Source organism: Burkholderia sp. AU30198, assembly GCF_020419825.1.
In the GTDB taxonomy this organism is placed as follows: domain Bacteria; phylum Pseudomonadota; class Gammaproteobacteria; order Burkholderiales; family Burkholderiaceae; genus Burkholderia.
Window position 1 is genome coordinate 372005 of record NZ_JAIZSA010000002.1, and the last position, 25939, is coordinate 397943.

The 25939-nt window shown below is 67.1% G+C and carries 24 protein-coding genes and 2 pseudogenes; 11 read left to right on the forward strand and 15 right to left on the reverse strand.

Annotated elements, in window-relative coordinates; all coding sequences use genetic code 11:
* Positions 1–348: 348 nt before the first annotated feature.
* From codB to LGN19_RS07305, 3 genes are read left to right on the forward strand one after another with little or no spacing between them, the layout of a single operon-like run.
* Positions 349–1644: a cytosine permease gene (gene codB / locus LGN19_RS07295; RefSeq protein WP_413227197.1), complete on the forward strand. Its 1296-nt coding sequence runs from the start codon at positions 349–351 to the stop codon at positions 1642–1644.
* A 42-nt stretch (positions 1645–1686) separates the two neighbouring features.
* Positions 1687–2940 carry a cytosine deaminase gene (gene codA / locus LGN19_RS07300; protein ID WP_226213733.1) on the forward strand — a complete coding sequence of 418 codons (1254 nt, stop codon included), beginning with the start codon at positions 1687–1689 and terminating at the stop codon, positions 2938–2940.
* Positions 2941–2980: 40 nt separating this feature from the next.
* Entirely contained in the window at positions 2981–3658 is a 678-nt protein-coding gene (locus LGN19_RS07305; protein ID WP_174955854.1) for a TetR/AcrR family transcriptional regulator, read from the forward strand.
* A gap of 75 nt (positions 3659–3733) precedes the next feature.
* On the opposite strand, the gene LGN19_RS07310 is transcribed toward LGN19_RS07305, so the two are convergent.
* The 3 genes and pseudogenes from LGN19_RS07310 to LGN19_RS07320 form a co-directional block, all read right to left on the reverse strand.
* A complete protein-coding gene (locus tag LGN19_RS07310; RefSeq protein ID WP_122947685.1) occupies positions 3734–4168 on the reverse strand; it encodes a hypothetical protein in 435 nt (144 codons plus the stop codon).
* A gap of 101 nt (positions 4169–4269) precedes the next feature.
* Positions 4270–4436: pseudogene (locus tag LGN19_RS07315) on the reverse strand (FAD-dependent oxidoreductase); the annotation flags it as partial.
* A 121-nt stretch (positions 4437–4557) separates the two neighbouring features.
* A complete protein-coding gene (locus LGN19_RS07320; protein WP_226213734.1) occupies positions 4558–5484 on the reverse strand; it encodes a LysR family transcriptional regulator in 927 nt (308 codons plus the stop codon).
* A 113-nt stretch (positions 5485–5597) separates the two neighbouring features.
* On the opposite strand from LGN19_RS07320, the gene LGN19_RS07325 reads away from it, so the two are divergent.
* The 6 genes from LGN19_RS07325 (at position 5598) to LGN19_RS07350 (ending at position 11124) form a co-directional block, all read left to right on the forward strand.
* On the forward strand, positions 5598–6263 hold the full coding sequence (locus LGN19_RS07325) for a DsbA family oxidoreductase (protein ID WP_174955860.1): 666 nt from the start codon (positions 5598–5600) through the stop codon (positions 6261–6263).
* A 45-nt stretch (positions 6264–6308) separates the two neighbouring features.
* The gene (locus LGN19_RS07330; protein ID WP_226213735.1) at positions 6309–7481 is read left to right on the forward strand and encodes an FAD binding domain-containing protein; all 1173 of its coding nucleotides are present in this window, start codon (positions 6309–6311) and stop codon (positions 7479–7481) included.
* Positions 7482–7765: 284 nt separating this feature from the next.
* A complete protein-coding gene (locus LGN19_RS07335) occupies positions 7766–7993 on the forward strand; it encodes a DUF2945 domain-containing protein (RefSeq protein WP_122947688.1) in 228 nt (75 codons plus the stop codon).
* On the forward strand, positions 7990–8568 hold the full coding sequence (locus LGN19_RS07340; RefSeq protein ID WP_226213736.1) for a DUF488 family protein: 579 nt from the start codon (positions 7990–7992) through the stop codon (positions 8566–8568). Before LGN19_RS07335 ends, LGN19_RS07340 begins: the two co-directional genes overlap by 4 nt.
* A gap of 138 nt (positions 8569–8706) precedes the next feature.
* Positions 8707–9444, forward strand: coding sequence for a sulfite exporter TauE/SafE family protein (locus tag LGN19_RS07345; RefSeq protein WP_122947690.1), 738 nt, complete (start codon positions 8707–8709; stop codon positions 9442–9444).
* Positions 9445–9744: 300 nt separating this feature from the next.
* Complete coding sequence (locus LGN19_RS07350; RefSeq protein WP_122947691.1) at positions 9745–11124, forward strand: amino acid permease; 1380 nt, start codon at positions 9745–9747, stop codon at positions 11122–11124.
* Between the two features lie 83 nt (positions 11125–11207).
* On the opposite strand, the gene LGN19_RS07355 is transcribed toward LGN19_RS07350, so the two are convergent.
* From LGN19_RS07355 to ftrA, 8 genes and pseudogenes are all read right to left on the reverse strand, one after another.
* Entirely contained in the window at positions 11208–11786 is a 579-nt protein-coding gene (locus tag LGN19_RS07355; protein WP_226213737.1) for an NnrU family protein, read from the reverse strand.
* 217 nt (positions 11787–12003) lie between these two features.
* Positions 12004–12546: a hypothetical protein gene (locus LGN19_RS07360; protein ID WP_226214046.1), complete on the reverse strand. Its 543-nt coding sequence runs from the start codon at positions 12544–12546 to the stop codon at positions 12004–12006.
* Between the two features lie 35 nt (positions 12547–12581).
* Positions 12582–12845, reverse strand: a pseudogene (locus LGN19_RS39755) (TfoX/Sxy family protein); the annotation flags it as partial.
* A complete protein-coding gene (locus tag LGN19_RS07370; RefSeq protein ID WP_226213738.1) occupies positions 12842–13951 on the reverse strand; it encodes a malate/lactate/ureidoglycolate dehydrogenase in 1110 nt (369 codons plus the stop codon). The pseudogene LGN19_RS39755 and the gene LGN19_RS07370, both read right to left, overlap by 4 nt.
* Positions 13952–13991: 40 nt before the next feature.
* On the reverse strand, positions 13992–15446 hold the full coding sequence (locus LGN19_RS07375) for a M20 family metallopeptidase (RefSeq protein WP_226213740.1): 1455 nt from the start codon (positions 15444–15446) through the stop codon (positions 13992–13994).
* An 80-nt stretch (positions 15447–15526) separates the two neighbouring features.
* Positions 15527–16597: an NAD(P)H-dependent flavin oxidoreductase gene (locus LGN19_RS07380; protein ID WP_226213743.1), complete on the reverse strand. Its 1071-nt coding sequence runs from the start codon at positions 16595–16597 to the stop codon at positions 15527–15529.
* A 242-nt stretch (positions 16598–16839) separates the two neighbouring features.
* Positions 16840–19266, reverse strand: coding sequence for a DKNYY domain-containing protein (locus LGN19_RS07385; RefSeq protein WP_226213744.1), 2427 nt, complete (start codon positions 19264–19266; stop codon positions 16840–16842).
* A gap of 91 nt (positions 19267–19357) precedes the next feature.
* A complete protein-coding gene (ftrA, locus tag LGN19_RS07390; RefSeq protein ID WP_226213746.1) occupies positions 19358–20332 on the reverse strand; it encodes a transcriptional regulator FtrA in 975 nt (324 codons plus the stop codon).
* Between the two features lie 110 nt (positions 20333–20442).
* Here ftrA and LGN19_RS07395 point away from each other — a divergent pair, with 110 nt between their 5' ends.
* Together LGN19_RS07395 and LGN19_RS07400 are read left to right on the forward strand one after the other, a co-directional pair.
* Entirely contained in the window at positions 20443–20862 is a 420-nt protein-coding gene (locus LGN19_RS07395; protein WP_226213748.1) for a rhodanese-like domain-containing protein, read from the forward strand.
* A gap of 101 nt (positions 20863–20963) precedes the next feature.
* Positions 20964–21290, forward strand: coding sequence for a superinfection immunity protein (locus LGN19_RS07400; RefSeq protein ID WP_011354384.1), 327 nt, complete (start codon positions 20964–20966; stop codon positions 21288–21290).
* 15 nt (positions 21291–21305) lie between these two features.
* Here the strand turns inward: LGN19_RS07400 and LGN19_RS07405 are convergent, their stop codons facing one another.
* From LGN19_RS07405 to LGN19_RS07420, 4 genes are all read right to left on the reverse strand, one after another.
* Positions 21306–22481 carry a cytochrome P450 gene (locus tag LGN19_RS07405; protein ID WP_226213750.1) on the reverse strand — a complete coding sequence of 392 codons (1176 nt, stop codon included), beginning with the start codon at positions 22479–22481 and terminating at the stop codon, positions 21306–21308.
* Positions 22482–22582: 101 nt separating this feature from the next.
* Positions 22583–22849 carry a YodC family protein gene (locus LGN19_RS07410; RefSeq protein WP_122947699.1) on the reverse strand — a complete coding sequence of 89 codons (267 nt, stop codon included), beginning with the start codon at positions 22847–22849 and terminating at the stop codon, positions 22583–22585.
* A gap of 337 nt (positions 22850–23186) precedes the next feature.
* Positions 23187–24047 (reverse strand): isocitrate lyase/PEP mutase family protein, encoded by an 861-nt coding sequence (locus LGN19_RS07415; RefSeq protein WP_174955880.1) that lies wholly within the window; start codon positions 24045–24047, stop codon positions 23187–23189.
* A 175-nt stretch (positions 24048–24222) separates the two neighbouring features.
* Positions 24223–25890 (reverse strand): ankyrin repeat domain-containing protein, encoded by a 1668-nt coding sequence (locus LGN19_RS07420; protein ID WP_226213752.1) that lies wholly within the window; start codon positions 25888–25890, stop codon positions 24223–24225.
* Positions 25891–25939 lie beyond the last annotated feature (49 nt).

The following is a 25939-nucleotide window of genomic DNA, read 5'->3' on the forward strand; positions in this document are numbered from 1 at the left end:
GGCGTCCTGGTCTGGCGGGTTCGTGCTTCCCTCCTCGATCGCCGTAGTCGGCCGGCCTGCCGCCAGCCGCACGCACCTGCCTGGCCTAGGGTGCAGAAACCGGAAACCTCGGCTCGACCTGTGCGCTCGCCCGTGGCATGAGGCGCGCCGGATCGGCCGATACACGACACGCGTTGCACGTGAACCGCACCGGCCCGGTGAATATTCCTGCCATCCACTCGGACGAAATTTTTACGCTTGTAAAAATTTTGGACTGAGAGAATGACGCGCAGAAACAGAGCGTCACCCCTCCAAGCACGGCCCCCGTAACCCCTTTCAGACCCAACCCAATCGCTGACGGGAGACAAGATGCCCACGAACCGGGATGCAAGCCCGATGGACGAATCGGATCACGGAGAATTCTCGCTGAGCGAAGTCCCGCTCGAGAAACGCACCGGATTTCTGTCCATCACGATGGTGTTGTTGAGTTTCACGTTCTTCACGGGAACGATGTTTGCCGGCGGCAAGATCGGTGTCGCCTTCGACGTCGTCAGCATGATCCAGATCGCCGTCATCGGAAACCTGTTGCTCGCCGCCTATGCGGCATCGCTTGCGCTGATCGCCGCCCGCAGCGGCCTGAATGCGGTACTGATGGGGCGATTCTGCTTCGGGGAAGTTGGCAGCAAGCTGTCCGATTTCCTGCTCGGCTTCGCCGAACTCGGCTGGTACGCATGGGGCACCGCGACGGTGGCGATCGTATTGGTCAAGCTGCTGGGTTGGCCGCCCTCCGTTACCACGCCGTTGATGGTCCTCTTCGGCTTCGGATTTTCCATCACGGCCATCATCGGCTATCGCGGCATGGATGTGCTGTCGCGCGTCTCCGTGCCGTTGATGTTCGTGCTTCTGATGACGTCGATGTGGATCGCCACCCGCGATATCGGCGGGTGGGCCGGCCTCACGCATATCGCGCAGTCTCATCCGATGCCGTTCTCGGCCGCCGTGACCATGGTCATCGGCACCTTTGCCAGCGGCGCGACCCAGGCAACCAACTGGACCCGCCTCGCACGCAGCGCGCGCAGCGCCGTCTCGGCCAGCATGATCGGATTCTTCGCGGGCAACGGCCTGATGATCATCGCGGGCGCATACTGCGCAATCGTCTATCAGCAAGCCGACATCGTCGAGGTGATGATGCTGCAGGGCCTGTCGATCGCGGCGGTCGTGATGCTGTGCCTCAATCTCTGGACCATCCAGGGGCCGACGATGTACAACGTGGCGGCCGCCGGATGCCATCTGCTGCGCACCGAACGGCGCCGCACGCTCGTACTCGTGGGCGCGGCGATCGGCATCGTGCTCGCGGTCGGCGGGATGTACGAGTTGCTGATTCCGTTCCTGGTGCTGCTCGGCTCGATCATTCCGCCGGTCGGCGGCGTGATCATGGCGGACTACTGGTACCGCCATCGCGGGCAATACCCGTCGCTTGCCGCCGCTCGCCTTCCGCGCTTCAACCTGGTCGGCCTGGCCGCGTATGCAATCGGCGCCGGACTCGCCTATACATCGCCGTGGATCGCGCCGATCGTCGGCATCGCGGCGTCCGCCGCCGCCTACATCGTGCTGCTGCAGATCGCCCGCGCGTTCACGCGCGCGCCGTCCGTTCAGGGTGAATGATTCCGCTGCGCCCTCCCGCTCCCCAAAACCACAGGAATCCTCATGAAAATCATCAACGCCAGATTGCGCGGCCGTAGCGGCCTCTTCACGATCGACATCGATGCGGGCACGATTCGCGGCATCGACGTCCAGCCGTCGCCGCTGACGTCTCAAGGGGACGACGTCATCGATGCGGGCAGCAATCTCGTCATCCCGCCGCTGGTCGAGCCACATATCCACCTGGATGCGACGCTGACCGCGGGCGAACCCGAGTGGAACATGAGCGGCACGCTGTTCGAAGGGATCGAGCGGTGGGGCCAGCGCAAGGCCACCATTACCCATGAGGATACGAAAGCCCGCGCCCACACCACGATCGGGATGTTGCGCGACAACGGCATCCAGCACGTGCGCACGCACGTGGACGTCACCGATCACACGCTTGCCGCGTTGCAGGCGATGCTCGAGGTCAGGGACGAAGCGCGCGATCTCATCGATCTGCAGATCGTCGCCTTCCCTCAGGAAGGCATCGAGTCGTTCGAGAACGGACGTGCACTGATGGAGCGCGCGATCGACATGGGGGCCGACGTCGTTGGCGGCATTCCGCATTTCGAGAACACGCGCGACCAGGGCGTGAGCTCCATCAAGTTCCTGATGGAACTCGCGGAGCGCAAGGACTGCCTCGTCGACGTTCATTGCGACGAAACCGACGATCCGCAATCGCGCTTCCTGGAAGTGCTTGCCGAGGAAGCGCGGGTTCGCGGGATGGGCACGCGCGTCACCGCCAGCCACACGACCGCAATGGGTTCCTACGACAACGCCTACTGCTCGAAGCTTTTCCGGTTGCTGAAGCGGTCGGAAATCCATTTTGTTTCGTGTCCGACCGAAAGCATCCACCTGCAGGGGCGTTTCGACACCTTCCCGAAACGACGCGGCATTACGCGTGTCGCGGAACTCGATCGCGCCGGCATCAACGTGTGCTTCGGACAGGATTCGATCAAGGATCCGTGGTACCCCATCGGCAACGGCAACATCCTGCGCATCCTCGACGTCGGCTTGCACGTGTGCCACATGCTCGGCTACGAAGACCTGCAGCGATGCCTCGACTTCGTGACGGAGCACAGCGCCCATGCGATGTCCCTGGGCGATCGCTATGGCATCGCGGTCGGCCGGCCGGCCAATCTGCTGATCCTCGACGCGGATAGCGACTATGAAGTGGTTCGCACCCAGGCCAAGGTGCGATTGTCGCTCCGTGCCGGGAAGGTCATCATGCAGCGCGCGCCTGAACGCATCACCTATCCTGAAGCAGGCCCGCGTTGAGCGGGCGACGACGCTGGTCCGACATGCTGGAGGACGCATCGTGACGCACCCGTCCGAGCCGACTGCAGGAACGCCCGGCCGGCCTCATGGCCGGCGCGAAGCGCTGCGAGACACTCTCGAGGCGGCCATTCTCGCCGCTGCCGAAGAATCGTTTTCCGTTTACGGATTCGAGGGGAGTTCCGTTGCGACCATCGCAGCGGCCGCCGGCCTGTCGAAGCAGAACCTGATGTACTACTTCCCCACGAAGCTGGCGCTCTATCAACGCGTGCTGGACGACGTGTTGCGGGACTGGCTCGGCAGGATGCGGGAGTTTGCGGCGCCCGATCACGAGCCCGCGGAGGCCATGTCGGCCTATATCCGGGCCAAACTCGAATTCTCCAGAAATCGCCCGCATGGATCGCGGGTTTTTGCGCTGGAGATCATCGGTGGGGCCAAGACCTACGGAAAGGAAATCCGCAAACAGCTGATTCCGGTGTTGCGCGACGACATCCGGGTGCTCGAACGCTGGATCGAGGAAGGCAAGGTCAGGCAGGTCAATGCCGAGCACCTGTTCTTCCTGATCTGGGCAGCCACGCAGGCGTATGCGGATTTCGCCCCCCAGATGCTGCTGGTGCTCGGCAAGCGTGCACTGGGAAACGACGATTTCGACGCGGCTTACCGCACGATCTCGGATCTGGTGCTCAACGCACTGATCACCGGCGACCGAAAGACGGATTGACCGCTTGACCGTCTCCGTCGCCGTTCATGCACGGCACCCCGGCGCCGTCGTCGACACGCGCCGGGGAACCGCTGGTCAGTCGTGCTTGTAGCGCTTCTTGTTCTTGTACTTGTTGCCGTGGTGATGATCGTTGGAACGCGAGTTGTTGCGCGACACGTGGCCGCCCAGTGCCGCGCCCGCGCCGCCGCCCACGGCAGCGCCCACGAGCCCGCCGGCCGTGCCGCCCATCGCGTTGCCCGCAGCGGCGCCTGCGCCGCCGCCCAGTGCGCCGCCGACAATCGCGCCCGTGCGTTCGCGTTTGTTCGACGTCACCGCACCGCCCGCACCACCACCCACTGCCCCGCCGATCACGGTGCCCGTGCTGCCGCCAATCGCGTTGCCGACCGCCGCGCCGGCAACGCCACCCAGCGCGCCGCCCAGTGCGTTGCTCGTGTCGCCTGCCACGGCGGGCAGCGACACCACCGCCGCCGCACCGACCACCACCGCCATTCCTGCCAATTTCTTCAGCATCTGTCTGCCCTCTCCGCATTGCGAGATATCGATGGGCGAATCTAGCACCTTTCCGGAAGGCCCATCGTAATGAAGCGTTAAATCGGGCATTGTTCTGGCCGGAGCGCGCGTTTTGGCGGATTCAGGTGGCCGGCTTCCGGATCGTGAAACCGCGCGAGATAGCGCGCGCCGCCCGGCCATTCCGGCATCTCGCCATGGCCGATCACGCGCAGCCGATCGTAGCCCCGGCGTTCGGCCCCGCCTCGTCGCGAGCCTGCTCGAGCATCGCGAACTGCCCGCGCGGCACGGTTTCAACCTCGACTACCGGCCCGGCGCCCTGTGTGCGGCCATGCGCGGATCCATTTCCCAGCGATCCGCAACCCGCTTGCGCCGGCGCGCAGGATCGCGGCCTAGCTCGAAGCATCCGAGAACGCGCCGGAGTTCGTGATGCGATATCGAAGAAAATCAAGCAACGCATGCACTTTGCGTGAGTGGCGGCGATTCGGAAGATAGGCGGCATAAACGCAGACGGTCTGTTCGAGCGGGTTGACCGAGTAGTCTTCGAAAAGACGCGTGAGCCGCCCCGCCACCACATCCTCTTCGACGAGCCATTGGGGAAGCAGTGCAATGCCAAACCCGCTGATCACGGCCTCGCGCAGCACGTCCGAGTTGTTCACCGAAAGTCTGCCATCGATCTCGACATGCTCGGTGCTGCCTGCGCGCGTGAACGACCAACGCTGCAAAGCTGCTTGGTACGCAAAACGCAGGCATTGATGGTGTCGCAGATCTTCCGGTGAAGCGGGCACCCCGTTGCTTTCCAGATAGCCATGACTCGCGACAACATAGCGATGATGTTCCGCCAGGCGATTGACGATCAGATTCGGCTGGTTTGCAGGTGTGCCGATGCGTACCGCAACGTCAATTCGCTCGGCAGCCAGATCGAGGGTCGAATCCGAAAGCACCAGGTCCAGGGAAACGCGGGGATGCTGCTGCAGGAAGCTTGTTATGTGCGGCCCCAGGCACAGGCGCCCGAAAGTCACCGGCATGGAAACACGCAGCGGCCCAACTGCGTCGACACCCGTGTCGGACACACTCCCGTCGGCTTCGTCGAGGTCGGACAGCACCCGCGTGATCTGCTCCAGATACGCGGAACCGGCATCCGTCAAAGTCACTTGACGCGTCGTGCGAGTCAGCAACGCGCTTCCAAGCGACTTCTCCAACGCGTCCATCAGACGGGTCACCGACGAAGTGGCCACCCCCATGCGGCGCGCGGCCTTTGAAAAGCCCCCCGTTTCCGCGACGTCGATGAATGCCCGCAACGCAAGAAGCTTGTCCACGCCATGTCCTTTATCTTTGCACTCACCGCAACGCTGGATTGCAATTGCTTCATATTCACTAAATCTGACGCAAAGCTTAAAGTGCTTACACCGTCAACGCAAGGAGCCTTCAAATGAATCCGCTCGAAATCCAGGTCACGTACGACTTCATCTGTCCGTGGTGCTGGATCGGCCATGAACATCTCAAGGCAGCGCTCCGGGAGGCCGACCTGGCCGTCGCACCGACCGTCAAGTACCTTCCGTATGAACTCAATCCGACCATGCCCAAGGACGGAATCGATCGAAAAGCCTATCGCAGCGCCAAATTCGGAAGCTGGGCACGTTCGCAGGCAATGGATGCCGACGTCACGCTGGCGGGCAAACGTGCCGGTGTCGAATTCAACTACGACCGCGTCGCGGTTACGCCCAACACGCGGCTTGCCCATCGCCTGATGTTCCTTGCTCAGTCCAAGGGGGATGCAGCCAGGACCGAAGCACTCTTCGAGGCAGTTTTCTCTGCCTATTTTTCCGAAGGGCGGAACATCGGCACGGCCGAGGTTCTGGCAAGCCTCGCGGAAGGTACGGGTTTCGACGCGGACGAAGTGCGCAGTTTCCTGGCGACGAACGACGGCGAGCGCGAAGTCGTTGCCGACGAACTGCGGGCCGGGGCCACCGGCATCCGGTCGGTGCCGACCATTCATGTCGGCGGCGTTCCGGTGAGCGGTGCACAACCGGTTTCGGTACTCGCCCAGGTGCTTCGGACTGCCACCGGCGACAACACGGCCAAAGACGCAGTCTGAATCGACACCTGCAGTTGAACGCAAGCTACTGGTTTGGAGAGATTCATGGTCGCCCCCACAAAAAACAGGCCTCGCGCACTGATCATCGGCGGCTCGCTCGGCGGGCTCTTTACTGCAACGACGCTGCAAGCCGCGGGTTGGGACATCGACATCTTCGAGCGCTCCCCGAATGAACTGGACAGCCGAGGCGGCGGAATCGTGTTGCAGGCCGACGTCCTGTCGGCGTTTCATTTCGCCGGCATTCAGACGGGCACCGCGCTCGGCGTGCAGTCGGGCGACCGCATCTATCTGGACCGCGCCGATCGTGTCATTCAGCGCAGCTTCATGCCGCAGACCCAAACGTCGTGGAACATGCTCTACGGCACGATGAAGGCGCACCTGCCCGCGCAGGTCTTTCATCCGGGCGAGCACTTCATCCGCTTCGAACAGAACGGCGACCGGATTACTGCCTACTTCGCCAGCGGCCGCGTTGAAACCGGCGATCTGCTCGTCGGCGCCGACGGCGCACGCTCCGCAGTCCGCGAGCAGGTCTCTGCCGGCCTTTCACCCAATTACGCCGGATATGTCGCGTGGCGTGGTCTCGTGCCTGAAACGGCGCTCCCGGCAAGCGCCGCGGAGGTTCTCGACGGAACCTTTGCCTTCCAGCAAGGCCCCGGTCACCTGATGCTCGAATATCTTGTCCCGGGCGAAGACCTTTCGACTCGGAAAGGTCAGCGACGCTGGAACTGGGTGTGGTACCGGAAGGTTGCCCATGGCGAAGCGCTCACGGCTCTGCTGACCGACCGCTCGGGGATTCGCCATTCGTTCTCGCTGCCTCCGGGCGCACCGAAGGACGAAGACCTCGCTCGCCTGACACAGGCGTCGAAGGAACTTCTCGCGCCGACTTTCCAGACGTTGGTTGAAGCGACCCGGGAACCGTTCGTCCAGGCCATCCTGGATCTGCAGGTGAAGCAGATGGTGTACGGTCGCGCGATCCTGCTGGGCGACGCCGCCTTTGTGCCGCGCCCTCATACCGCGGGCAGCACCGCCAAGGCAGCCGCCAACGCATTGGCGTTGGCCCAGGCGCTGCATTCCGCGGATGCCGGCATCGATGAGGCGCTGTCGCGGTGGCAGGCCGGACAATTGCATCAAGGCATCGGCATGACCGAATGGGGAATGAACATCGGCGACCGGATCATGGGCATCCCGCGCAGCAATGTCGTCCTGAAGGGCGCTTGATCCAGCCACCGCGTCATCCGTCGCCGACCCAGCCCGGCCCGGCAGCCGATTGCGTCGTCGATTCCGTCGATCTCCGTCCGCGACTTCACCGACCGGGGCATTTCCCCCAATCGCGCAACTTGAGTGCGCCGGACTCATTGCGCAGGCAGCACAGCATCGCGCGGCCGTCTGTGTCTTTTTCCGCGGACGGTCGCGGACGATAATGGACACGTCATTCCCACAGCACGACGACACGCGCCGCGAGGATCGACGCACACCGCAACCGCGCAAGGAGGTAAGCCGGCATGACGACGCCATTCAGGCTGGGCGACCACGTCCGCTGGAATTCGGAGGCCGGCTACGTGACCGGCACGATCATCGCGATCCACACCGCGGATTTCGACTACAAGGGCCACCGCCATCGTGCGTCGCCCGACGATCCGCAGTACGAGATCAAGAGCGACCGCACCGACCACATCGCCGCGCACCGCGGCCGCGTGCTCGAGCGCATCGCGGACAAGGACGACGCATGACGCTCCCGTTCTACACGATCGGCCACTCGAACCGCACGCTCGACGAATTCGTCGGAATGCTCGACGCGGTCGATATCGCGCTGCTCGCGGATATCCGCAAGATGACACGCTCGCGCACCCATCCGCAATTCAACGAAGCGACGCTGCCGGACGCACTGGCTGCAACCGGCATCGCCTACGTGCACATCGCCGAGCTCGGCGGCCTGCGCGGCAAGTCGCACGACGTGCCCGACGACGTCAACGATTTCTGGACCAACCAGAGCTTTCACCGCTACGCCGATTACGCGCTGTCACCCGGGTTTCGCGACGGCCTCGACCGGCTGATCGCAGACGGGCATCGGCAGCGCTGCGCGATCATGTGTTCGGAAGCGGTATGGTGGCGCTGCCACCGGCGCATCGTGTCCGACTACCTGATCGCACGCGGCGAAACGGTGCTGCACATCATGGGCCGCAATCGCGTGGAACCCGCGCGCCTCACGGCGGGCGCGGTCGTCCGGCCCGACGGCTCGATCGTCTATCCGGACGTCGAAAGCGGCACCGCCACGCCGGAAGCCGGCACGCCGCCGCACGCGTGACGTTGCACCCATGACGTCGCTCGCGCGGCCGTGCACCCGCGCCGGCTTCCGACCATCGCGATCTGCATTATCATCGGGCCTCCACCGCGCCTGCCCGCTTCCGGCAAGCGGGGCTCGCCACCTCGCCCGTTGCACCCCATGCTCACTCTCGTCATCGTCGCCGGCCTGTGGGCCGGACTGCAGAACGCCCTCGCGGGCGGCGGCTCGTTCGTCACGCTGCCCGCTCTGATCGTGTCGGGCATGTCGCCGCTCGCGGCGAACATCACGTCGACGGTCGCGCTGTTTCCCGCGCAGGTCACGACCGGCTGGGCGAGCCGCAACATGGTGCGCGGCGTGGGCAAGCTGTCGTTTCGCACACTGTTCTTCATCAGCGTGGTCGGCGGTGCGCTCGGCGGGCTGCTGTTGCTGAAAACTCCGTCGTCGATCTTCTCGCGCCTCGTGCCGTGGCTCGTGCTGTTCGCGACGGTCGTGTTCGCGTGGGGCAGCTTTTTCCGCAAGCCAAGCGAAGGCACGGGCCACCTCGGCACCGTCCCCGCTGCGATCTCGCAGTTCATGATCGCGATCTACGGCGGCTACTTCGGCGGCGGGCTCGGCTTCCTGATGATGGCCGTGCTGACGATGGCCGGCCTGTCGCCGCGCCACGCGATGTCGACGAAGAACGCGCTCGCGGGCGTGATGAACGCATCGGCCGTCGTGCTGTTCCTGACGTCGCCGCATCTGCACTGGGGCTCGGCATTGGCACTCGGCGGCGGCGCGATCGTCGGCGGGCTGCTCGGCACGTGGGCGCTGCAACGCGTGAACGAACGCATCCTGCGGATCGGGATCGTCTGCATCGGCGCAGTGCTGACCGTCGGGTTGTTCGTCAAGCCGATCTGATGCACGCCCCTTGCCGCTACCGCTGCGGCAATTGATGAGCAAACCGCAAGACGTCTTTCGCATATCTCGTTTGCCGTGACGGCGGTGTCCGCCCACAATCCGGAGTTGCCGTCGTCATCGCCCTCTCGCGGGCACCGACCGGCACCTCGCGGCCGCCATTCCGATTCACCGCCGGCGGTCCGGCACATCGCGTCACACACGCTCCCTCGCCATCGACGCCCTTTGCGGCGGCAGCACGCCTGCCGACACGCCGCCCGATGCGTTCCCGGCCGACAGGCCAACAATAACTAGAGGTAGGAGATGCAGAACAACTCGTTGAGGCAAAGCCTCAAGCAACGGCACATCACGATGATCGCGCTTGGCGGCGTGATCGGCGCGGGCCTGTTCGTCGGCTCCGGCGCCATCATCGCGACCGCCGGCCCTGCGGCGATCCTGTCGTACCTGATCGGCGGCGTGATCGTCACGCTGGTCATGTTCATGCTCGGCGAAATGGCCTCCCGCAATCCCGACAGCGGGTCGTTCTCCACCTACGCGAGCAGCTATCTCGGCGAATGGGCCGGCTTCGCGGTCGGCTGGCTGTACTGGTTCAAGTCGATGATGACGATCACCGTCGAGGCGATCCTGCTCGGTGCGATCCTCCACGATTTCCTGCCGTGGCTGCCCGTGTGGGGCGGCGCGCTGTTCATGCTCGTCACGCTGATCGCGAGCAACGCATACTCGGTGCGATCGTTCGGCGAAGCCGAATACTGGCTGTCGTTCGCGAAGGTCACGACGATCATCATCTTCATGGCACTCGGCGCATCGATCCTGCTCGGCTTCCAGCCGCGCATTCCCGCACCGGGGCTCGTGAATCTCACGGATCACGGCGGTTTCATGCCGAACGGCATTTCTCCCGTGCTCGCCGGCGTGATGGTCGTGATCTTCTCGCTCGGCGGCAGCGAAATCGCGGCCGTTGCGGCGGGTGAATCCGAAAACCCGAGCAAGAACGTGATCCGCGCGATTAAGAGCGTGATCGTGCGCGTGATGGTGTTCTACGTCGGCTCGGTGTCGATCCTGATCCTGTGCATGCCGTGGACGGACAAGGCCAACCTGAAATCGCCGTACGTGTCGCTGTTCAACATGGCAGGCTTCACGAGCGCGGCCATCGCGATGAAGCTCGTGCTGTTCGTGTCGTTCATGTCGGTGATGAATTCGTTCCTGTTCTCGAACTCGCGCATGCTGTTCTCGCTCAGCCAGCGCGGCCACGCGCCCGCGATGTTCGGCCGGACCAACGCGAAAGGCGTGCCGATGAACGCGCTCGTGCTGTGCCTGGCGATCTGCGTGTCGATCCTCGGCATTCACTTCGTGAGCGGCGGCGACCTGTTCCTGATGCTCGCGAAGAGCAGCGGCGCGTTCGTGATGATCGTGTGGATCTTCATCATCGTCGCGCACTTCGCGATGCGCCGACAGGAGAAGCACGCACCACGCGATCCGCAGGCGTTCCGCGCGTGGTTTTATCCGGTGTCGAACTGGGTCGCGCTGCTGGCGCTGGTCGCCGTGCTCGGCTCGCAGGCGTTCAACCCGGATTCGCGCTTCCAGTTCTGGTTCACGGTTTTGACGGCGCTGGCGATCGTCGCGGCGTATTTCCTGCGCCGCAAACCGGCACAACTCGGGGACACGGCCGGCGCGAAGCTGCGCTGACCGTTGCCCTCGGCGAGCGAGCGGCGCGCCGGCCGGCCGCCGCTCAATCGCTCAATCGCTCAATCGATCAACCTCTCGGCCGCTCAGCCGAACGGCCGCACGCCGATCAGCCAGCCGTGCAGGAACAGCGCGAAGACGGCCCACACGACGAGCCCGGCCACGATCGCCACGGCGTCGCCCGACAGCTTGCCCGCCGGATAGCGGACGCCATCGCGGCGGTCACGCGCGCGCCACACGACGAAATCGACGAGCGACCACACGAAGAAGGCACCGAACAGCACGACGGCGTGCAGCGTGCCGTTCGCGAGCAGGTGCGCGATCGCCCACACCGCCACGCCGGCCACCATCGGATGGCCGACAAGCGTCTTGATGCGGTTGCCGGGCACGTAGGAGGCCGCGATCAGCACGAAGGCGATCGCGGTCAGCATGCCGGTGAGGTGGCGCACGCCGATGGGCGACACCCACAGCAGCGTCGCGCCCTGGCGCGCCATGCCGTACCCCCAGATGATCAGCACGAAACCGATGATCGACGCGATCGCATAGGGGCCCTTCCAGCGTTTCTCGCCGATCCGCGCAATCGTCGCCGACCGCCAGCCGTCCGCGACGATCCGGATCGAGTGCACACCGAGGAAGATCGCTAAACCGAGAATCAGGACGAGCATCGGCTGTCTCCGTCTGGAATGATGAATGGGGAAGCGTTCCGCACGGCGTACGATGCGCCGTTCGCGGGGCCGGCGGCGAGGCCGGCGCGGGTCGCGCCAGGCACGGGCGCAACCCGCGCCGATCATAAACGCCGAGGCCGCCGTTGTGAAGCACGAGGGATGTGCGGTGCGGCAAGCAGGAGGGTTTTGCACACCGGTGCGGGCGCGCCGCCGGGTGTCACGCGCCGCGCGCGATGCGAATCGGCCGGCGTTCGAGATCGAAAGAAAGGAAAACGAAATGCGCGAAGCTGTCGCTTCGCTCGATCGGTATCAAGTTTGCTTGCGTTTCACCGGTGGTTTCGGTGCCGGCTTTGCTATCGGTTTCGCTGGCGACTTTGCTGCCGGTTTCGTTGCCGGTTTTGCTGCCGGTTTTGCTGCCGGTTTCGCCACTGGTTTGGCCGCTGGTTTGGCCGCTGGTTTGGCCGCTGGTTTGGCCGCTGGTTTGGCCGCTGGTTTGGCCGCTGGTTTGGCCACTGGTTTCGCCACTGGTTTCGCCACTGGTTTCGCCACTGGTTTCGCCACTGGTTTCGCCACTGGTTTCGCTGCCAGTTTCACCGCTGGCTTCGCCGCCGGTTTTGTTGCCGGTTTCGCCGCTGGCTTCGCTGCCGGTTTCCCAATCCGCGTCCCCGCCGCCTTCCCTTCCGCCACCGGCTTCGCCACCGCCCTCGCCTTGCGCTTCGGCGGCCCCGCCAGCAACGCCGCGCGATACGCGCTGCGGCACCAGTCGAACAACGCGCCGGCGTCCTCGAGCACGTCGGCCGGCGTTTCGTAATAGCCGTCGAGCGAAACCGTGCGCGTGGGCCGCTCGTACGAGAACGACCCCATCCCCGCCGCAACGAACGCCGGACGGTTCACGTCGTCGACGCGCAGGAACAGCGACCCGCGCGACATGAAGCCGAACATCACGCCGTCGAGCCGCATCGCCGCACCGCTGAAGAACCGCACGACCGTGACGTTGCCGAGCGGCGCGAGCTGATACGCGATCTCCTCGCCGTGCGCCTTCTCCGACTGCCAGCTCATGCGCGCCCCGTGCAGCGCTGCGTCCACGCATCGAGCGCCGCGTCGTCGAAGCCGACCGCCGCCGCGCTCTCGCAAATCTGCCGCCACGTCGCGCGGTCGACCGGAATGCCGCCGGCACCGCGCGCCGCGCGGCTGGCCTCTTCCGGCTCGCCCGGCACCTGCACCGGCGCGTCGCCGGCCTGCGGCGACGCCTTCGCCCATGCGACGAACGCATCGGCTTCGCGCTCGGCATCGGCCGCATCGAACGCGTTCGGATCGATCAGCACCGACAGCATCCCGTTGACGATCGCGCTCGTCTTCTGCAGCGTGTCGCCGTAGGTCGTATGCCCGCCGACGAGCGCGCCGCCGAAAATCTCGCACATCGCCGCCAGCGCATAGCCTTTGTGCAGCCCGAACGGCAGCAGCGCGCCGAACGGCTGCTCGTGCATCACGGCCGGATCGTCGGTCGGCTGGCCGTGATGGTCGATCAGCGACCCGGCCGGCACGCGCTTGCCCTGGTTGTACGCGACGCGCGTCTTGCCGTACGCGATCGCGCTCGTCGCGAAATCGAGCAGCAGCGGCGGTCTGCCCGCACGCGGATACGCGGCGCAGAACGGGTTCGTGCCGAAGCGCGGATCGGTGCCGTGCAGCGGCGCGACCAGCAGGTCGCCCGGCACGTTGACGAAGTGGAACGACACGAGCCCCGAGCGCGCGCACTGCTCGGCCCAGTGCCCGATGCGACCAAGGTGATGCACGTCGCGCAGCCCGATCGCGCAGATGCCCATGCGTCGTGCGCGCTCGATCCCCTCGACCATCGCCTCGAACGCGATCACCTGGCCGAAGCCGCACCCGCCATCGATCGTCAGCACCGCACCGCCGTCGCGGACGATCGACGCGTGCCCGTTCAACTGCAACTGCCCTTCCCGCCACGACGCGACGTAGTTCGGAATCATCCCGATCCCGTGCGAATCGTGGCCCGCGAGATTCGCGCCGACAAGATGATCGGCAACGAGTCTTGCCTCGCGCTCGCTGCTGCCCGCCCGTTCCCAGAGTGCCGCGACGAACGCATGCAGCGGTTCGGCGCGCATGCGCAGCGGTTCGGTATCGGGCGTCGGCAGTGCGGTCATCGGCAAGGCTCCGTCAGGTCGGGTTGGGCAGTTGTCACGCTCAGCGCGCGGTTGCGATCACGTCCGCGACCGCCGCCGTCAGCTTCTTCGCGTACGGCACATGCAGGAACTCGTTCGGGCCGTGCGCGTTCGACTTCGGCCCGAGCACGCCGCACACCATGAACTGCGCGGACGGGAAACCTTCCTGCAGCACATTCATCAGCGGGATCGTGCCGCCGAGGCCCATGTACGCGCAGTCGGCGCCGAAGTGGCGGCGCGACGCCGCATCGAGCGACGACGCGAGCCACGGCGCGAGATCCGGTGCGCTCCAGCCGGTCGCGGCACCCGCGTCCGGCTTGAACGTGACCTTCGCGTTGTACGGCGGATCGAGTTCGAGCAGTTCCTTCAGCTGCTGCACGGCCTGCGCGGCGTCGACGAGCGGCGGCAGGCGCAGCGACAGCTTGAACGCGGTGCGCGGACGCAGCACGTTGCCCGCATCGGCGAGCGCCGGCAGGCCGGCCGCGCCGGTGACCGATAGCGACGGACGCCACGTCGAATTCAACAGCGCCTCGCGCGGATCGGTCGTAGTCGGCAGCACCGGCTTGCCGTCCGCGCCGCACGCCCACGGCAGCCCCTTCCACACGGCGTCGCCGAGGATCGACGCGGCCGCGTCGGCTTCGCGCACGCGGCTGTCGGGAATCTCGCAATGGAACACGCCCGGCAGCAGGTTGCCGTTCTTCGCGTCTTCGAGGCGCTCGAACAGCTGGCGCATCACGCGGAAGCTCGACGGCGCGATGCCGCCGAACACGCCCGAGTGCACGCCTTCCTCGAGCACCTCGACCTGCAGGTCGCCGGACACGAGCCCGCGCAGCGACGTGGTGAGCCACATCTGGTCGTAGTTGCCGGCGCCCGAATCGAGGCACACGACGAGCGACACCTGGCCGAGCCGGTCGCGCAGCGCGTCGACGTACGGCAGCAGGTCGTAGCTGCCCGATTCCTCGCAGGTCTCGATCAGGCCGACGCAGCGCGGCCGCTCGATGCCCTGCTCGTCGAGCGCGCCGAGCGCGGCGAGGCTCGCGTAGATCGCATAGCCGTCGTCCGCGCCGCCGCGGCCGTACAGCTTGCCGTTCTCGTACTTCGGCGTCCACGGGCCGAGGTCCGCGCGCCAGCCGTCGAATTCGGGCTGCTTGTCGAGGTGGCCGTACAGCAGGATCGTGTCGGTGCTGCCCGAACGCGTGGCGGGCGATTCGAAGAAGATCACCGGCGTGCGGCCGGCCAAGCGCACGATCTCGAGCTTCAGGCCCTTCACGGGTTGCCGCTCGGCCCACTGCGCGGCATCGGTGACCACCCGCTCGAGATAGCCGCGCTTCGCCCAGTCGGGGTCGAATGCGGGGCTCTTCGCGGGGATCGCGATGTAGTCGGTCAGCGCGTGGAGGATTTCATCGTTCCACTTGCGCTCGATGAAGGTAACGAGCTTGTCATGGTCGAGGACGGGGGTAGTGTCGACGGAGGTCATGGTGGGGGTGCCTGGATCGGGCTGACGAAAACCCAGATCATACGCCGATGCACCCGCGCCGGCGCCCCCTTCCCGGTCGTTCAGACCGCCTGCGGGAACGCGTCGCGCAGCCCTGCCGCGCACGCCAGCGCGTCGCGCCACAGCTGCCGCGTCAGTTCGCCCGCCTCCTCCTCACGCGCGAGCGCCGCAGCCTCGCCCGACCACAGCAGCGAGAAGTCGTCACGGCCTTGCCGCTCGAACGCACCGCGCAGCGGATCGACCGCGGCCGTCGCGAGCGGAAACGCCGGCGCGAGCGCGCTCATCGGCCCCTGCTCGCGCATGAAGCGGGTCAGCAGCCCGCGCGCGGGGCGGCCCGTGTACAGGTTGGTCATGCGCGTGCCGTCGTCGCGCGCGGCACGCACCGCCGCGCGATGCTGCGCCGAGCGGCCGGCCTGCGGCGTCAGCAGGTAGCCGGTGCCGATCTGCACCGCGCGCGCGCCGAGCGCGAACGCAGCCGCGATGCCCCGCCCGTCGGCGATCGCGCCGGCCGCGATCACCGGTGCGCGCACTGCATCGACGATCTGCGGCAGCAACGCGAACAGGCCCGGTTGCGCGTGAATGTCGTCGGTCAGGAACATCCCCCGATGACCGCCGGCCTCCGCGCCCTGCGCGACGATCGCGTTGACGCCGCGCGCATCCAGCCAGCGCGCCTCCTCGACGGTCGTCGCGGACGACACGACCTGCGCGCCCGTGCGCCGCACGCGATCGAGCAGCGTGTCGTCCGGCAACCCGAAATGGAAGCTCACGACTGCCGGCCGCAATTCCTCGACAACCGCGCACATCGCATCGTCGAATGGCGCGCGGCCGGGGCCGCCCTTCACGTCGGCCGGATCGAGCGCGGCTTCCGCGTAGTAGCCGGCGAGCGCAGCACGCCAGCGCGCATCGACCTCGGCGTCGGGCGCCGGCGGCGTATGGCAGAAGAAGTTCACGTTGAACGGTGCGGGCGTGCGGGCGCGGATCGCCGCGATCTCGTCGCGCAGTTGCTGCGGGCCAAGCGCCGCGCACGCGAGCGAGCCGAGCCCGCCGGCTTCGCACACCGCGATCGCAAGCGGGCTCAGCGAACCGACCATCGGGGCCTGGATCAGCGGCAAACGGGAAGGCAGCATCGTCATCGGAATCGTCCTTGGAGAAGTAGCGAATGTCACAAAAAAAGCACGTTACAAGGCGGTCTTGCGAAGAGGCCGGGTGCGTCTCGCCTCTTCGGTCAACGACGCCCCTGACCGCATCATCGGGCCTGCCATTGCGTTCGCCGCACCACGGCGCGATCGCGCCGGCCGGTTGCATGGCCCGCAGAATCTCCCGACGTTCATTCCATAAACGCCGGAAAACATCGCCGCGACCGCGTCAGCCCGCGTCAGCCCGCGTCCGGCTCGGGTACGCACGCGGCGGCCTCGATGCGAAACAGCAGCCGGTCGTCGAGCGCATCCCAGATATCGACCACGCCGCGCCCGCCCTTCGGCAGGCCGGCAAACACTGGACGCCCGTCGAGCCAGCCGGCCTGGCTCTTGAACCACTGGCGCTCGCACCAGCCGCCGCGATACAACGCGAGCCGCTTGCCGCTGCCGACCTCGAACTCGCGCAACACGAATCTCGCATCGCGCGTCAGCACGCGGGCGCCGTCGTCGGAAAACGCGCAAGGGAAGCCGTTGTCCGCCCCCGGCCATTCCCAATCGGCTTCGCCCTCCGTACGCACCGTCAACGCCGCGTCCCGTGCGAACGCACGGCGACGCCGGCCGGCGCTCACCGCGAACGGCGCATCCTGGAAGCGCTGGTCGGCCATGTCGTAATCGAGCACGTCGAGCGTGCCGCCGTCGGTGAGCGGCACACGGTAGAGCCGGTTGCGAATGCGCACCCACGCTTCGCGCGCGTCGGGCGACAGGTGGACCCGCTCCAGATCGTCGTACCGGCTTTCGGCGCGCCAGCACACGTCCGCCGCGCCGCTCGCGGCGTCGACCCGGTAGAGCGCCGTGTTGTCCCAGTACGCGACAATCAGCGTCGACAGCGCCGCATCGACCGATGCGCTCACCGGCACGTTGCGCAGCCCGTCCGTGATCGTCGCCTCCGCTTCGTCCGGCACGAACGGACGCGGCAGTTCGAACGACGCGACCACCCGTCGCTGCGCCAGATCCCAGATGTCGCAGAATCCTTCGCCGGCCACGACGAGGCGCAGCTCACCCGTCGCGTCGCGCGTCCATTCGAGCACGCACGCGTGACGAGCCGCAACCGTCCCGGCGAGCGGCGCTTGCGACGACGCATGCGCCGATACCGATTCGGGCGCCGGGCCGGCAGCGACCTGCGCGCCCGCTTCGGGCGCCACGTAATCCGGCGGCACGTAGTCGGGCATCGGCGCCCGGTGCCGCACGCGCCACGCAGCAAGCCATGCCTGATACACATAGCGGCGGCGGCCGTCCGTGCCGATATCCGGCTGCTCGAGGTGAAAGCCGGCCGGATCGACGCCCGGCAGCGGCACGAGTTCGGCACCGTGGTAATAGACGTAGACCCGCGCACGGTCCCGGGCGAAATACTCGGAGAGGAACGCGAGCGTCGCGCCATCGACACCGCGCCGATACGGCTGGTTGCCCTGCAGCAACCGCCCCTGCCCGTCGCGCAGGAAGTCGGGCCCGACGACTTCGGCGGTCGCGGCATCGAACCGGGCCTTCACTTCCTTGCCGAAATAGAACAACCGGCCGCCATCGCGCAGGTAGTCGTCGCCGACGGTTTCGATCCGGGCGGGATCGATGCCACGCTTGCGCACCAGCATGCACAGCACGCCATTGCGATCCTTCGCGTAGGTATCGTTCAGGACTTCGAATGTCTTGCCGTCGACCTTCGCGGCTTCCGCATGACCGTGCCACTGCTTCCGAAAGCAATGGTCGCCGGCCTGATACCACGGCCCGGACAGATGTCGCCACCGCGCAGGATCGCCCGGAAGCGGGCCGCCGTCGAGAAAGCCGGTGTGATACTCCGCGTACGAGTAGAGTCGCGACCGGTCGGCGATGAACGAATCGCCGAGCCACCGGACCGTCGCAGCATCCGGTTCGAGCAGCGGCAGGTCTTGAAAATACACCTGGTTGCCGACTACCCGATACCCGCCGCCGAGTTCCCGCGCCGGCGTATCCGCCATGGCCTGCCCGACCAGCGTGTGCCACCAGTAGCCTTGCAAGTCGGGACGCGCGGCAAAAAACGGCGACCAGTCGCGCTCCCACTTCTCACGCGGGCCGGGATCGGCCGCGTGCCCGTATTGGTACGGCCGCACACGGTCGGTCGCGAGATCCTGCGCCACGTCGTCCGCGCTGACGAAGCTCGCCGCATCGGCGCCTTCGAGTTCCCGCCCGCCATACCAGACCCGCTGCGCATCGACCAGATACGCGCCGACCCACCGCAGCGTCGCGGGATCCGCGCCGCGCTTGCGCTTGCCGTAGTGATACAGGTAGCGGTCGTCGTGCCCCCATGCATCGTTCAGCAACCGGAAGCGCGCAGGCGACGCGCCGGCCAGCTTGCGGTTCTGGAAGTAGACATGGTTCGCGTCGACGGCATGCGATTCGTCCAGCCGTCGAAACGTCGCGGCGTCGACGTCGAGCACGGTGAAGCGCAACCACGTGAACGTGCGCGCGTAGGCGCGCACGCCGTCCGTCGCCAGATACTGGGACAACGGCCGGAAGCCGTCGATCACGATGCCTTCGATGAGGTTGCCGTCGCGGTCCCGCAACGGTTCGTCATGGCAATACACGTGCGCGTCATCGCGCATGAAGCCGAAGCCGAGGTTCTCTCTGAGTGTCATGTTGTTGTTTGATTCCGCTTTCGTCCGGAATGCCCCGGTCAGGCGATGCGCCACCGGGTACGAAAGCCGCCACCGTGCGGATGCACGGCGCTCAAGCGTCCTGCAATCTTACGTCACGATCCATCCCGCGCCGGTACGCGGCCGGGCTCGTCGCCGCGACGCGCCGGAAATGCCGGCGCAGCGATTCCTCGGAACCGAACCCCGCGCGCGCCGCGACCTGCGCGAGCGACAGCGCGGGATGCGCTTCGAGCAGGTCCTTCGCGACGTTCACGCGTTCGCGAATCAGCCACGCGAGCGGCGACATTCCCGTCGCGTCCGCGAACTGACGCTGCAGCGTGCGCGTGCTCATCGCGGCCTGCGCGGCGAGCGATGCGAGCGTATGCGGCTCGGCCGCGTGCGCGCGCATCCAGTCGATCAGCTTCGCGAGCCGGTCGGTGCCGCCCGGCGCAACCGGGCGCGACACGAACTGCGCCTGGCCGCCGTCGCGATGCGGCGGCAGCACGAGGCGCTGCGCGACCCGGTTCGCGATCGCGCCGCCGTGATCGCGGCGCACGAGATGCAGCAGCATGTCGAGCCCCGCCGCCGATCCGGCCGAGGTGATCACCTGCCCTTCATCGACGTAAAGCGCATCGGGATTCACGTGCAGCGCCGGATAGCGCGCCTGCAGTTTCTCCGCATAGCGCCAGTGGGTCGTCACCGTGAGGCCATCGAGCACGCCGGCCGCCGCCAGCACGAACACGCCCGAGCAGATCGAGCAGAGCCGCGCGCCGCGGCGATGCGCGGCCCGCAGTTTCTTCAGCAACGGCTCCGGCGGCAGTTCGTCCGGATCGCGCCAGCCGGGAATCACGATGGTATCGGCGCGATCGAGCGTCGCGAGCCGGTACGGCGCGGCGACCGTGATGCCGCCCGCCGCGCGCACGGGCCCCGGCTCGCTCGCGCAGACCGCGAAGCGATACCAGTCGACCCCGAGCTCGGGGCGTTCGAGCGCGAACAGTTCGACCACGCAGCCGAATTCGAACGTGCAGAGGCGATCGTAGGCGAGCGCGACGACGAGATGATTGTGCATGGCGCGATGTTACCGGAACTTGTCGATCGCGCCACTGCCGCGAAGCGCGCCGAACCGCGATACTGCCCCTCATTCCACCGCGTTCCGTGCAACCTTCAGGAGAACCTGCCATGTCCTACGTTACCGACGTGCCCGCCGCCGACAGCCCCGCCGCCCTCGCGCATTTCGAGGCATCGCTGCGCTTCGAGACCGATTGCTGGGACGTGCACGACGCGCTCGCCTCGGGTGCGCCCGATTTCGTGCTGCTCGACGTGCGCGGCCCCGACCAGTTCGCCGCCGGCCACGTGCCCGGCGCGCGCAACCTGCCGCGCCGCAAGATCATCGAGAGCAAGCTCGCCGGCTATCAGGCCGGCACGCTGTTCGTCGTCTACTGCGCGGGCCCGCACTGCAACGGCGCCGCGCGTGCGGCAATCCAGCTTGCGCGCCTCGGCCGGCCGGTCAAGCTGATGATCGGCGGCGTGACGGGCTGGCTCGACGAAGGTTTCGCGTTGAGCAACGAAGTGCAGCCGGCGGACGCCGAAGCCGGCTGATCGTCATTAAAAACGCAACAATCAATTGCCTGTGTACGGCCTGCACGCAAACAAAAAAAGCGCGACAATCAGTCCCATTGCAGTTCGGATGGAGCAGCAACATGCAGAACGCAGTCCTGATTCAAGTGGCCGGTTCAGTGGCCGCGATCGCGATCTATTTTCTGCCGGCGGTCATTGCCGACCGGCGTGGCCGGCACGACAAGCTGACGGTCGCGATGTTCAACGCGCTGTTCGGGTGGACCGGCATCGGCTGGCTGATGACGCTGTACTGGGCCTGCCAGCCGAACCCGCGCACCGATGTCGCGCAGACGATCCTCGCCAAGCGCCGCGGCATCAGCATGCGGACCTTCTCGACCGGTCTCGTCGAGCGCGTGCAGCGCCGTGTAGCCGCCCAGGAGCAATGGGCGGAGAAGCAAGGCTGCCGTTAAGTCCCTCTTTCCCGTTCAACCTGCTGCGTCGAACTTCGGCATCCTGACGTTGGTCGACGCGCGGTAATCCCACCCCAGCCCGTCGTGCGGCACCCCGCCGCCCGCCCGCTGCCACGCCCCGAACGCACCCACCGTTACCGCCCGCGCGATCCGCTCGCCCGGACAACCATGCGGCCCCGTGCCGAAGCCGAAATTCGGCCCGGCTGCGCGGCCGGGCATGAATCGGTGCGGATCGCAGTGTACGGCCGGGTCGCGGTTGGCCGCGGCGAGCACGACGAGGATCGCGTCGCCGGCTTCGACGGTCACGCCTTCGATCGTCGTGCGCGATGCGACGAAGCGGCGCGTGTTCTGCACCGGTGAATCGAAGCGCCCGACTTCGGCGACGAATGCGTCGAGCGCGGCATCGTCCGGCACGACGTGCGCGGCGCCCGCTCCCGCCTCCCCGTTCCACGCCACCAGCGCATTGCCGAGCCACGCGGCGGTCGCCTCGCAGGTCTGCGACAGCAGTCCGACGAGATTCGCGACCATCGCGCCGCTCGCCTGCCAGCCCGACGCGCGGGCCGCCTGCTGCACCGCGGCGACGAGCGTGCCGTCGTGCGCGTGCGTCTGCGCGACACGCTCCGTCATCCGGTCGAGCAGTTGCCGCGCGGCGTCACTCGCGCGGGCCAGTGCCGCCGCGTCCGACAGCGGCGACAACGCGGCGACGAAATCGACGACCCGCGCCGCAATGTCGTCGAGCTGCGTCTCGTCGAAGCCGAGCAGATCGGCAACCGCGCAGACGGGCACCGTCATGCACCACGCATTCAGCGCGCCGGCATCGCCCGGCGCCGGCAAACGCCGCGCGGCAAGCTGCGCGGCACGGTCGCGCAGCGCAGCCGTGTCGATCGGCGCGAACGCGGTGCGCAGCGCCTGCTTCGGCACATCGTGCCGCAACGCGCCGTCGTTCATCCGGACCAGCTCACCGAACAGCGCGCCGGCCGTCGTGCCGCGCAACGCGGGCGGCACGGGTGCGTCCAGCGGGCGTACGCGGCAGGCCGGATGGCCGAGCACGGCCGTCACGGCGGCCGCGCGGCTCGCGACCCACAGGCCGAGCGTGGCGTCGAACGCGAGCGGCGGCCCGTCGACGAGCGCCGCATAGTAGGGATAGGGATCGCGGTGCGTGACCGCTGCGATGGGATCGGTCGGGTTCATGCGGACAGTATCGGCGCAGCGCGCCGCCGGAAGTTTCGGGCTGGCATGAAATGTCGCGGCGCGGGCACCGCGCGTGGCCGCATCGCGACGACAGCGGAACGTCAGGCAGCCGACCGGTAGCGATGCGACTGCATGCGCATGCGTACGCGCCCGGCCGAAATGGCGCGCGGCTCGGGCACCACCGTGTCGTGATGGAACATTTCCTGCCGGAATTCGCCGTTTTCGTCGAACCACTGGCAGATCAGCCAGTCGCCGTCGTCGAACACGACCGGCCCGGCATAGGTGACGGTCATGCGCGGCCCGCCCGTCTTCAGCGTCACGACATCGCCGACGCGAAACCTGACGCGTTGATTTTCTCGGATCGTCATCGCTCTCTCAGCATTTTTATATATCGATATTTTCAGCGGCACACCGACCGTTCTTGCGAAGGTGCCGCAGATTATCAATCAAAAAATCGGCCGGCAACTCCCGCGTAAAAAAACTCAGTGGCGGGGAAAATGCAACAATGCGCGGCATCGATGCGCACGGCGGGCGCCCGCTCGCCCGATCCGGCGCGAATTGCGCGCCAGCCCCGGTCAAACGGGCGGAATGCGGAGAATAGACGATGTATTTTGCGTCGTCACCGACGTTTAATTCGGACGCGAAATCGATTGATTATTGTCAATCAATGTTTCGGCTGGAAACGATCCCACGGTTTATTTGCGCTCATTCCCCGAACAAAACCGGTGAATTATCGGGCGACGCAAACCAGCGGTTGATATCGCGCCCGGGCACGGCCGCTTGCGTGAACGTAAACGTGCCGTCCTGCGCCATCTCCTTCGCGGCGCGCAGGAACGCGCCGAGCGCCGCCCGCGCCAGCGCGCCGCCGACGCTCACGCGCTTCACGCCGAGCGCCGCCAGTGCGTCGAGGCTCAGCAAGCCGCCCTGCAACCCCATCACGACGTTCACGGGCGCGCCGACCGCCTGCGTCACCGCCGCGATCTCGTCCGCATCGGTGATGCCCGGCGCATACAGCACGTCGGCGCCCGCATCGCGATAGGCAACGAGCCGCGCGATCGTATCGGCGAGGTCGGGGCGGCCATGCAGGTAGTTTTCGCAGCGCGCGGTCAGCGTGAACGGAAACGGCAGCGCGCGCGCCGCGTCGACGGCCGCCGCGATGCGCTCGATCGCCGCTTCGCGCGCGTAGATCGGCGCGTCGGCGCGGCCCGTCGCGTCCTCGATCGAGCCGCCGACCGCGCCGGCCTCGGCCGCGAGCCGGATCGTTTCGGCCACCGTGTCGGGCGCGTCGCCGAAGCCGTTCTCGAGATCGGCGCTGACGGGCAGGCCGCCCGCGGCGACGATCTCGGCGATGTGATCGAGCATCGCGTCGCGGTCGATCGCATTGTCGGGCTGACCTTTCGAAAACGCGTAGCCGGCACTCGTGGTCGCGAGCGCCTCGAAGCCGGCCATCGCGAGCAGGCGCGCGGTGCCGGCGTCCCACGGGTTCGGGATGATGAAGGCGCCGGCGCGCGCATGCAGGGCGCGGAACGCTTCGGCTTGGCGGGCTTGCAGGTCGGAACGGGTCATCGTGGACTCCGGAAGGAAGTTGACGGCTGAGCTTACGCCGGTCGCGCACACGACGTTTCAGTGTTCATCGAAATGTCGTCGCGCGACAGGAAAAAACCGGTGCGCCGACTGCGTGCCGGCAACCGGCAACGAGCGGGCGAGCGCCGCCGCCCGTCCGTTGCCGGCCCGTCGTCGCTTACTGCGCGGCGGGTGGACCGCCGTCGATGCCGAGCAACACGTCGGTGACGGCCTCGGAGAAACGCATCGCACGACCGTCGATCAGCACGCCGTCCGGATTCGACGGGTCCCGCGCGGCTTGCGGCACGCCGTGCGCGAGTAGCAGCCGCGCGCAAGCCTCCCAGTCGGACGCGCCGACATGCTCCGGTTCGTTGACGGATGCCCAGGACAAGGTGCCGAGCGCGTCGCTCCCGAACCCGTGCAGGTCGCGCCAGTTCGCGCCGTGCGCGAGCAGGAACGCCAGCAAGCCCGCATCGCCGCGGAACACCGCATGATTCAGCGCGCTCGCGTCCCAGTCGCCGCCGCGCGCCGCGATCGGCCAGCCCAGTTCGACCATGACCTTCACCGCGTCGCCCGAACCCCACGCGGCGGCGTCCGGCAGCAGCCGCAGCCGCTCGCCCGGCAGCGCGCCGGGCAGGTCGGGATGCCGCATCTGGATGCGCCGCGCAGCGTCGGCATCGGCGCGCGCGCAGGCCGCCACGAACGCGTCTGCCGCGTCGAGCGGCTCGTCCGCGCCGGCCGCCCGCAACAGCGCCGCGACGTCGGACAGCCCGGCCTGCATCGCCAGCCGGTACGCACTGACGCCTGTCGGGGTCCGCGCGCGCGGATCGGCACCGGCGGCCAGCAGCGCGGCGACATGGCGTGCCGAGCAGCGCACGCCGATCGCCCGCAACAATGGCGCGCCCCAGGTCTCCGCCAGCCCCGCGCCAGGCGGCTCGTTCGGGTCGCCGCCATGCGCGAGCAGCAGTTCGAGCGCGTCCGCGTCGCGCATGTCGAACGCGCGCCGCAACGCATTCGTGCCGCCTACCCGCGCGCCGTGTTCGAGCAGCACGCGCGTGCAGGCCGGATTTTCCACCGAGTGATACAGCGATTCGCCATCGTTCGGATCGGCGCCGGCTTCCAGCAGCATGGCGGTAAGCACGGGATCGCGATTGACGCCCGCCGCCCCGTACAGCGCCGACAGCGGCTCCGCTTCGTCGGGTGCGGCGAGCGAAGCCGGCGGAAAGCGGTTGCCGATCCGCTGGTTCGGATCGGCCCCGGCATCGAGCAGAAGACGCGCGCAGGCGCACAGCCTGGCGGCAAACCCGGGAATCTGCCCGAGCCGCGAATGCGTGACGGCGACCAGCGGCGGCAGCTTCAGCGCGCCGCCGGCGCGCGCGATCCAGCCGGGATCGGTGGCCAGTGCCGCCTTCACCGCGTCGAGATCGCCGGCCGCGCATGCGACGGTCGGATCGCCGGCAACGAGATCGGGATGGTCGAGCAGCAGTTGCGCGGCGACGCGCGGCCGGGGCGCGTCGTAGCCGCCGGTCACGTCGCCGCCGTACGCCAGGTCGAGCCAGCGCCGGATCAGTTGCGACCGCTGTTGCCCCGCCAGCGCATGCGTTTCGACGAACGCGCCGAGATCGGCCCATGAAGCAAAGCCGTACTCGCGCGCAATGCAGGATTGCGCGTCGTGCAGCCGGAGTCCGAGCGCGAGCGCTTCGTCGTGCGTGCGGTTCGCGGCAGCAGGGAGAAACCGGACAAAGCGCGCGACGGCATCGGCGTCACCCTGCCGGTACAGGCGCAACAATGCCTTGGCCTGCTTTTTCAGATGATCGGGATTGGCCCTGGGAGGCAGCTTTTTCATGCGAATCCTCGTGCAGTCATGGCCGAAGGTCCGCAATACCGCCAGCACA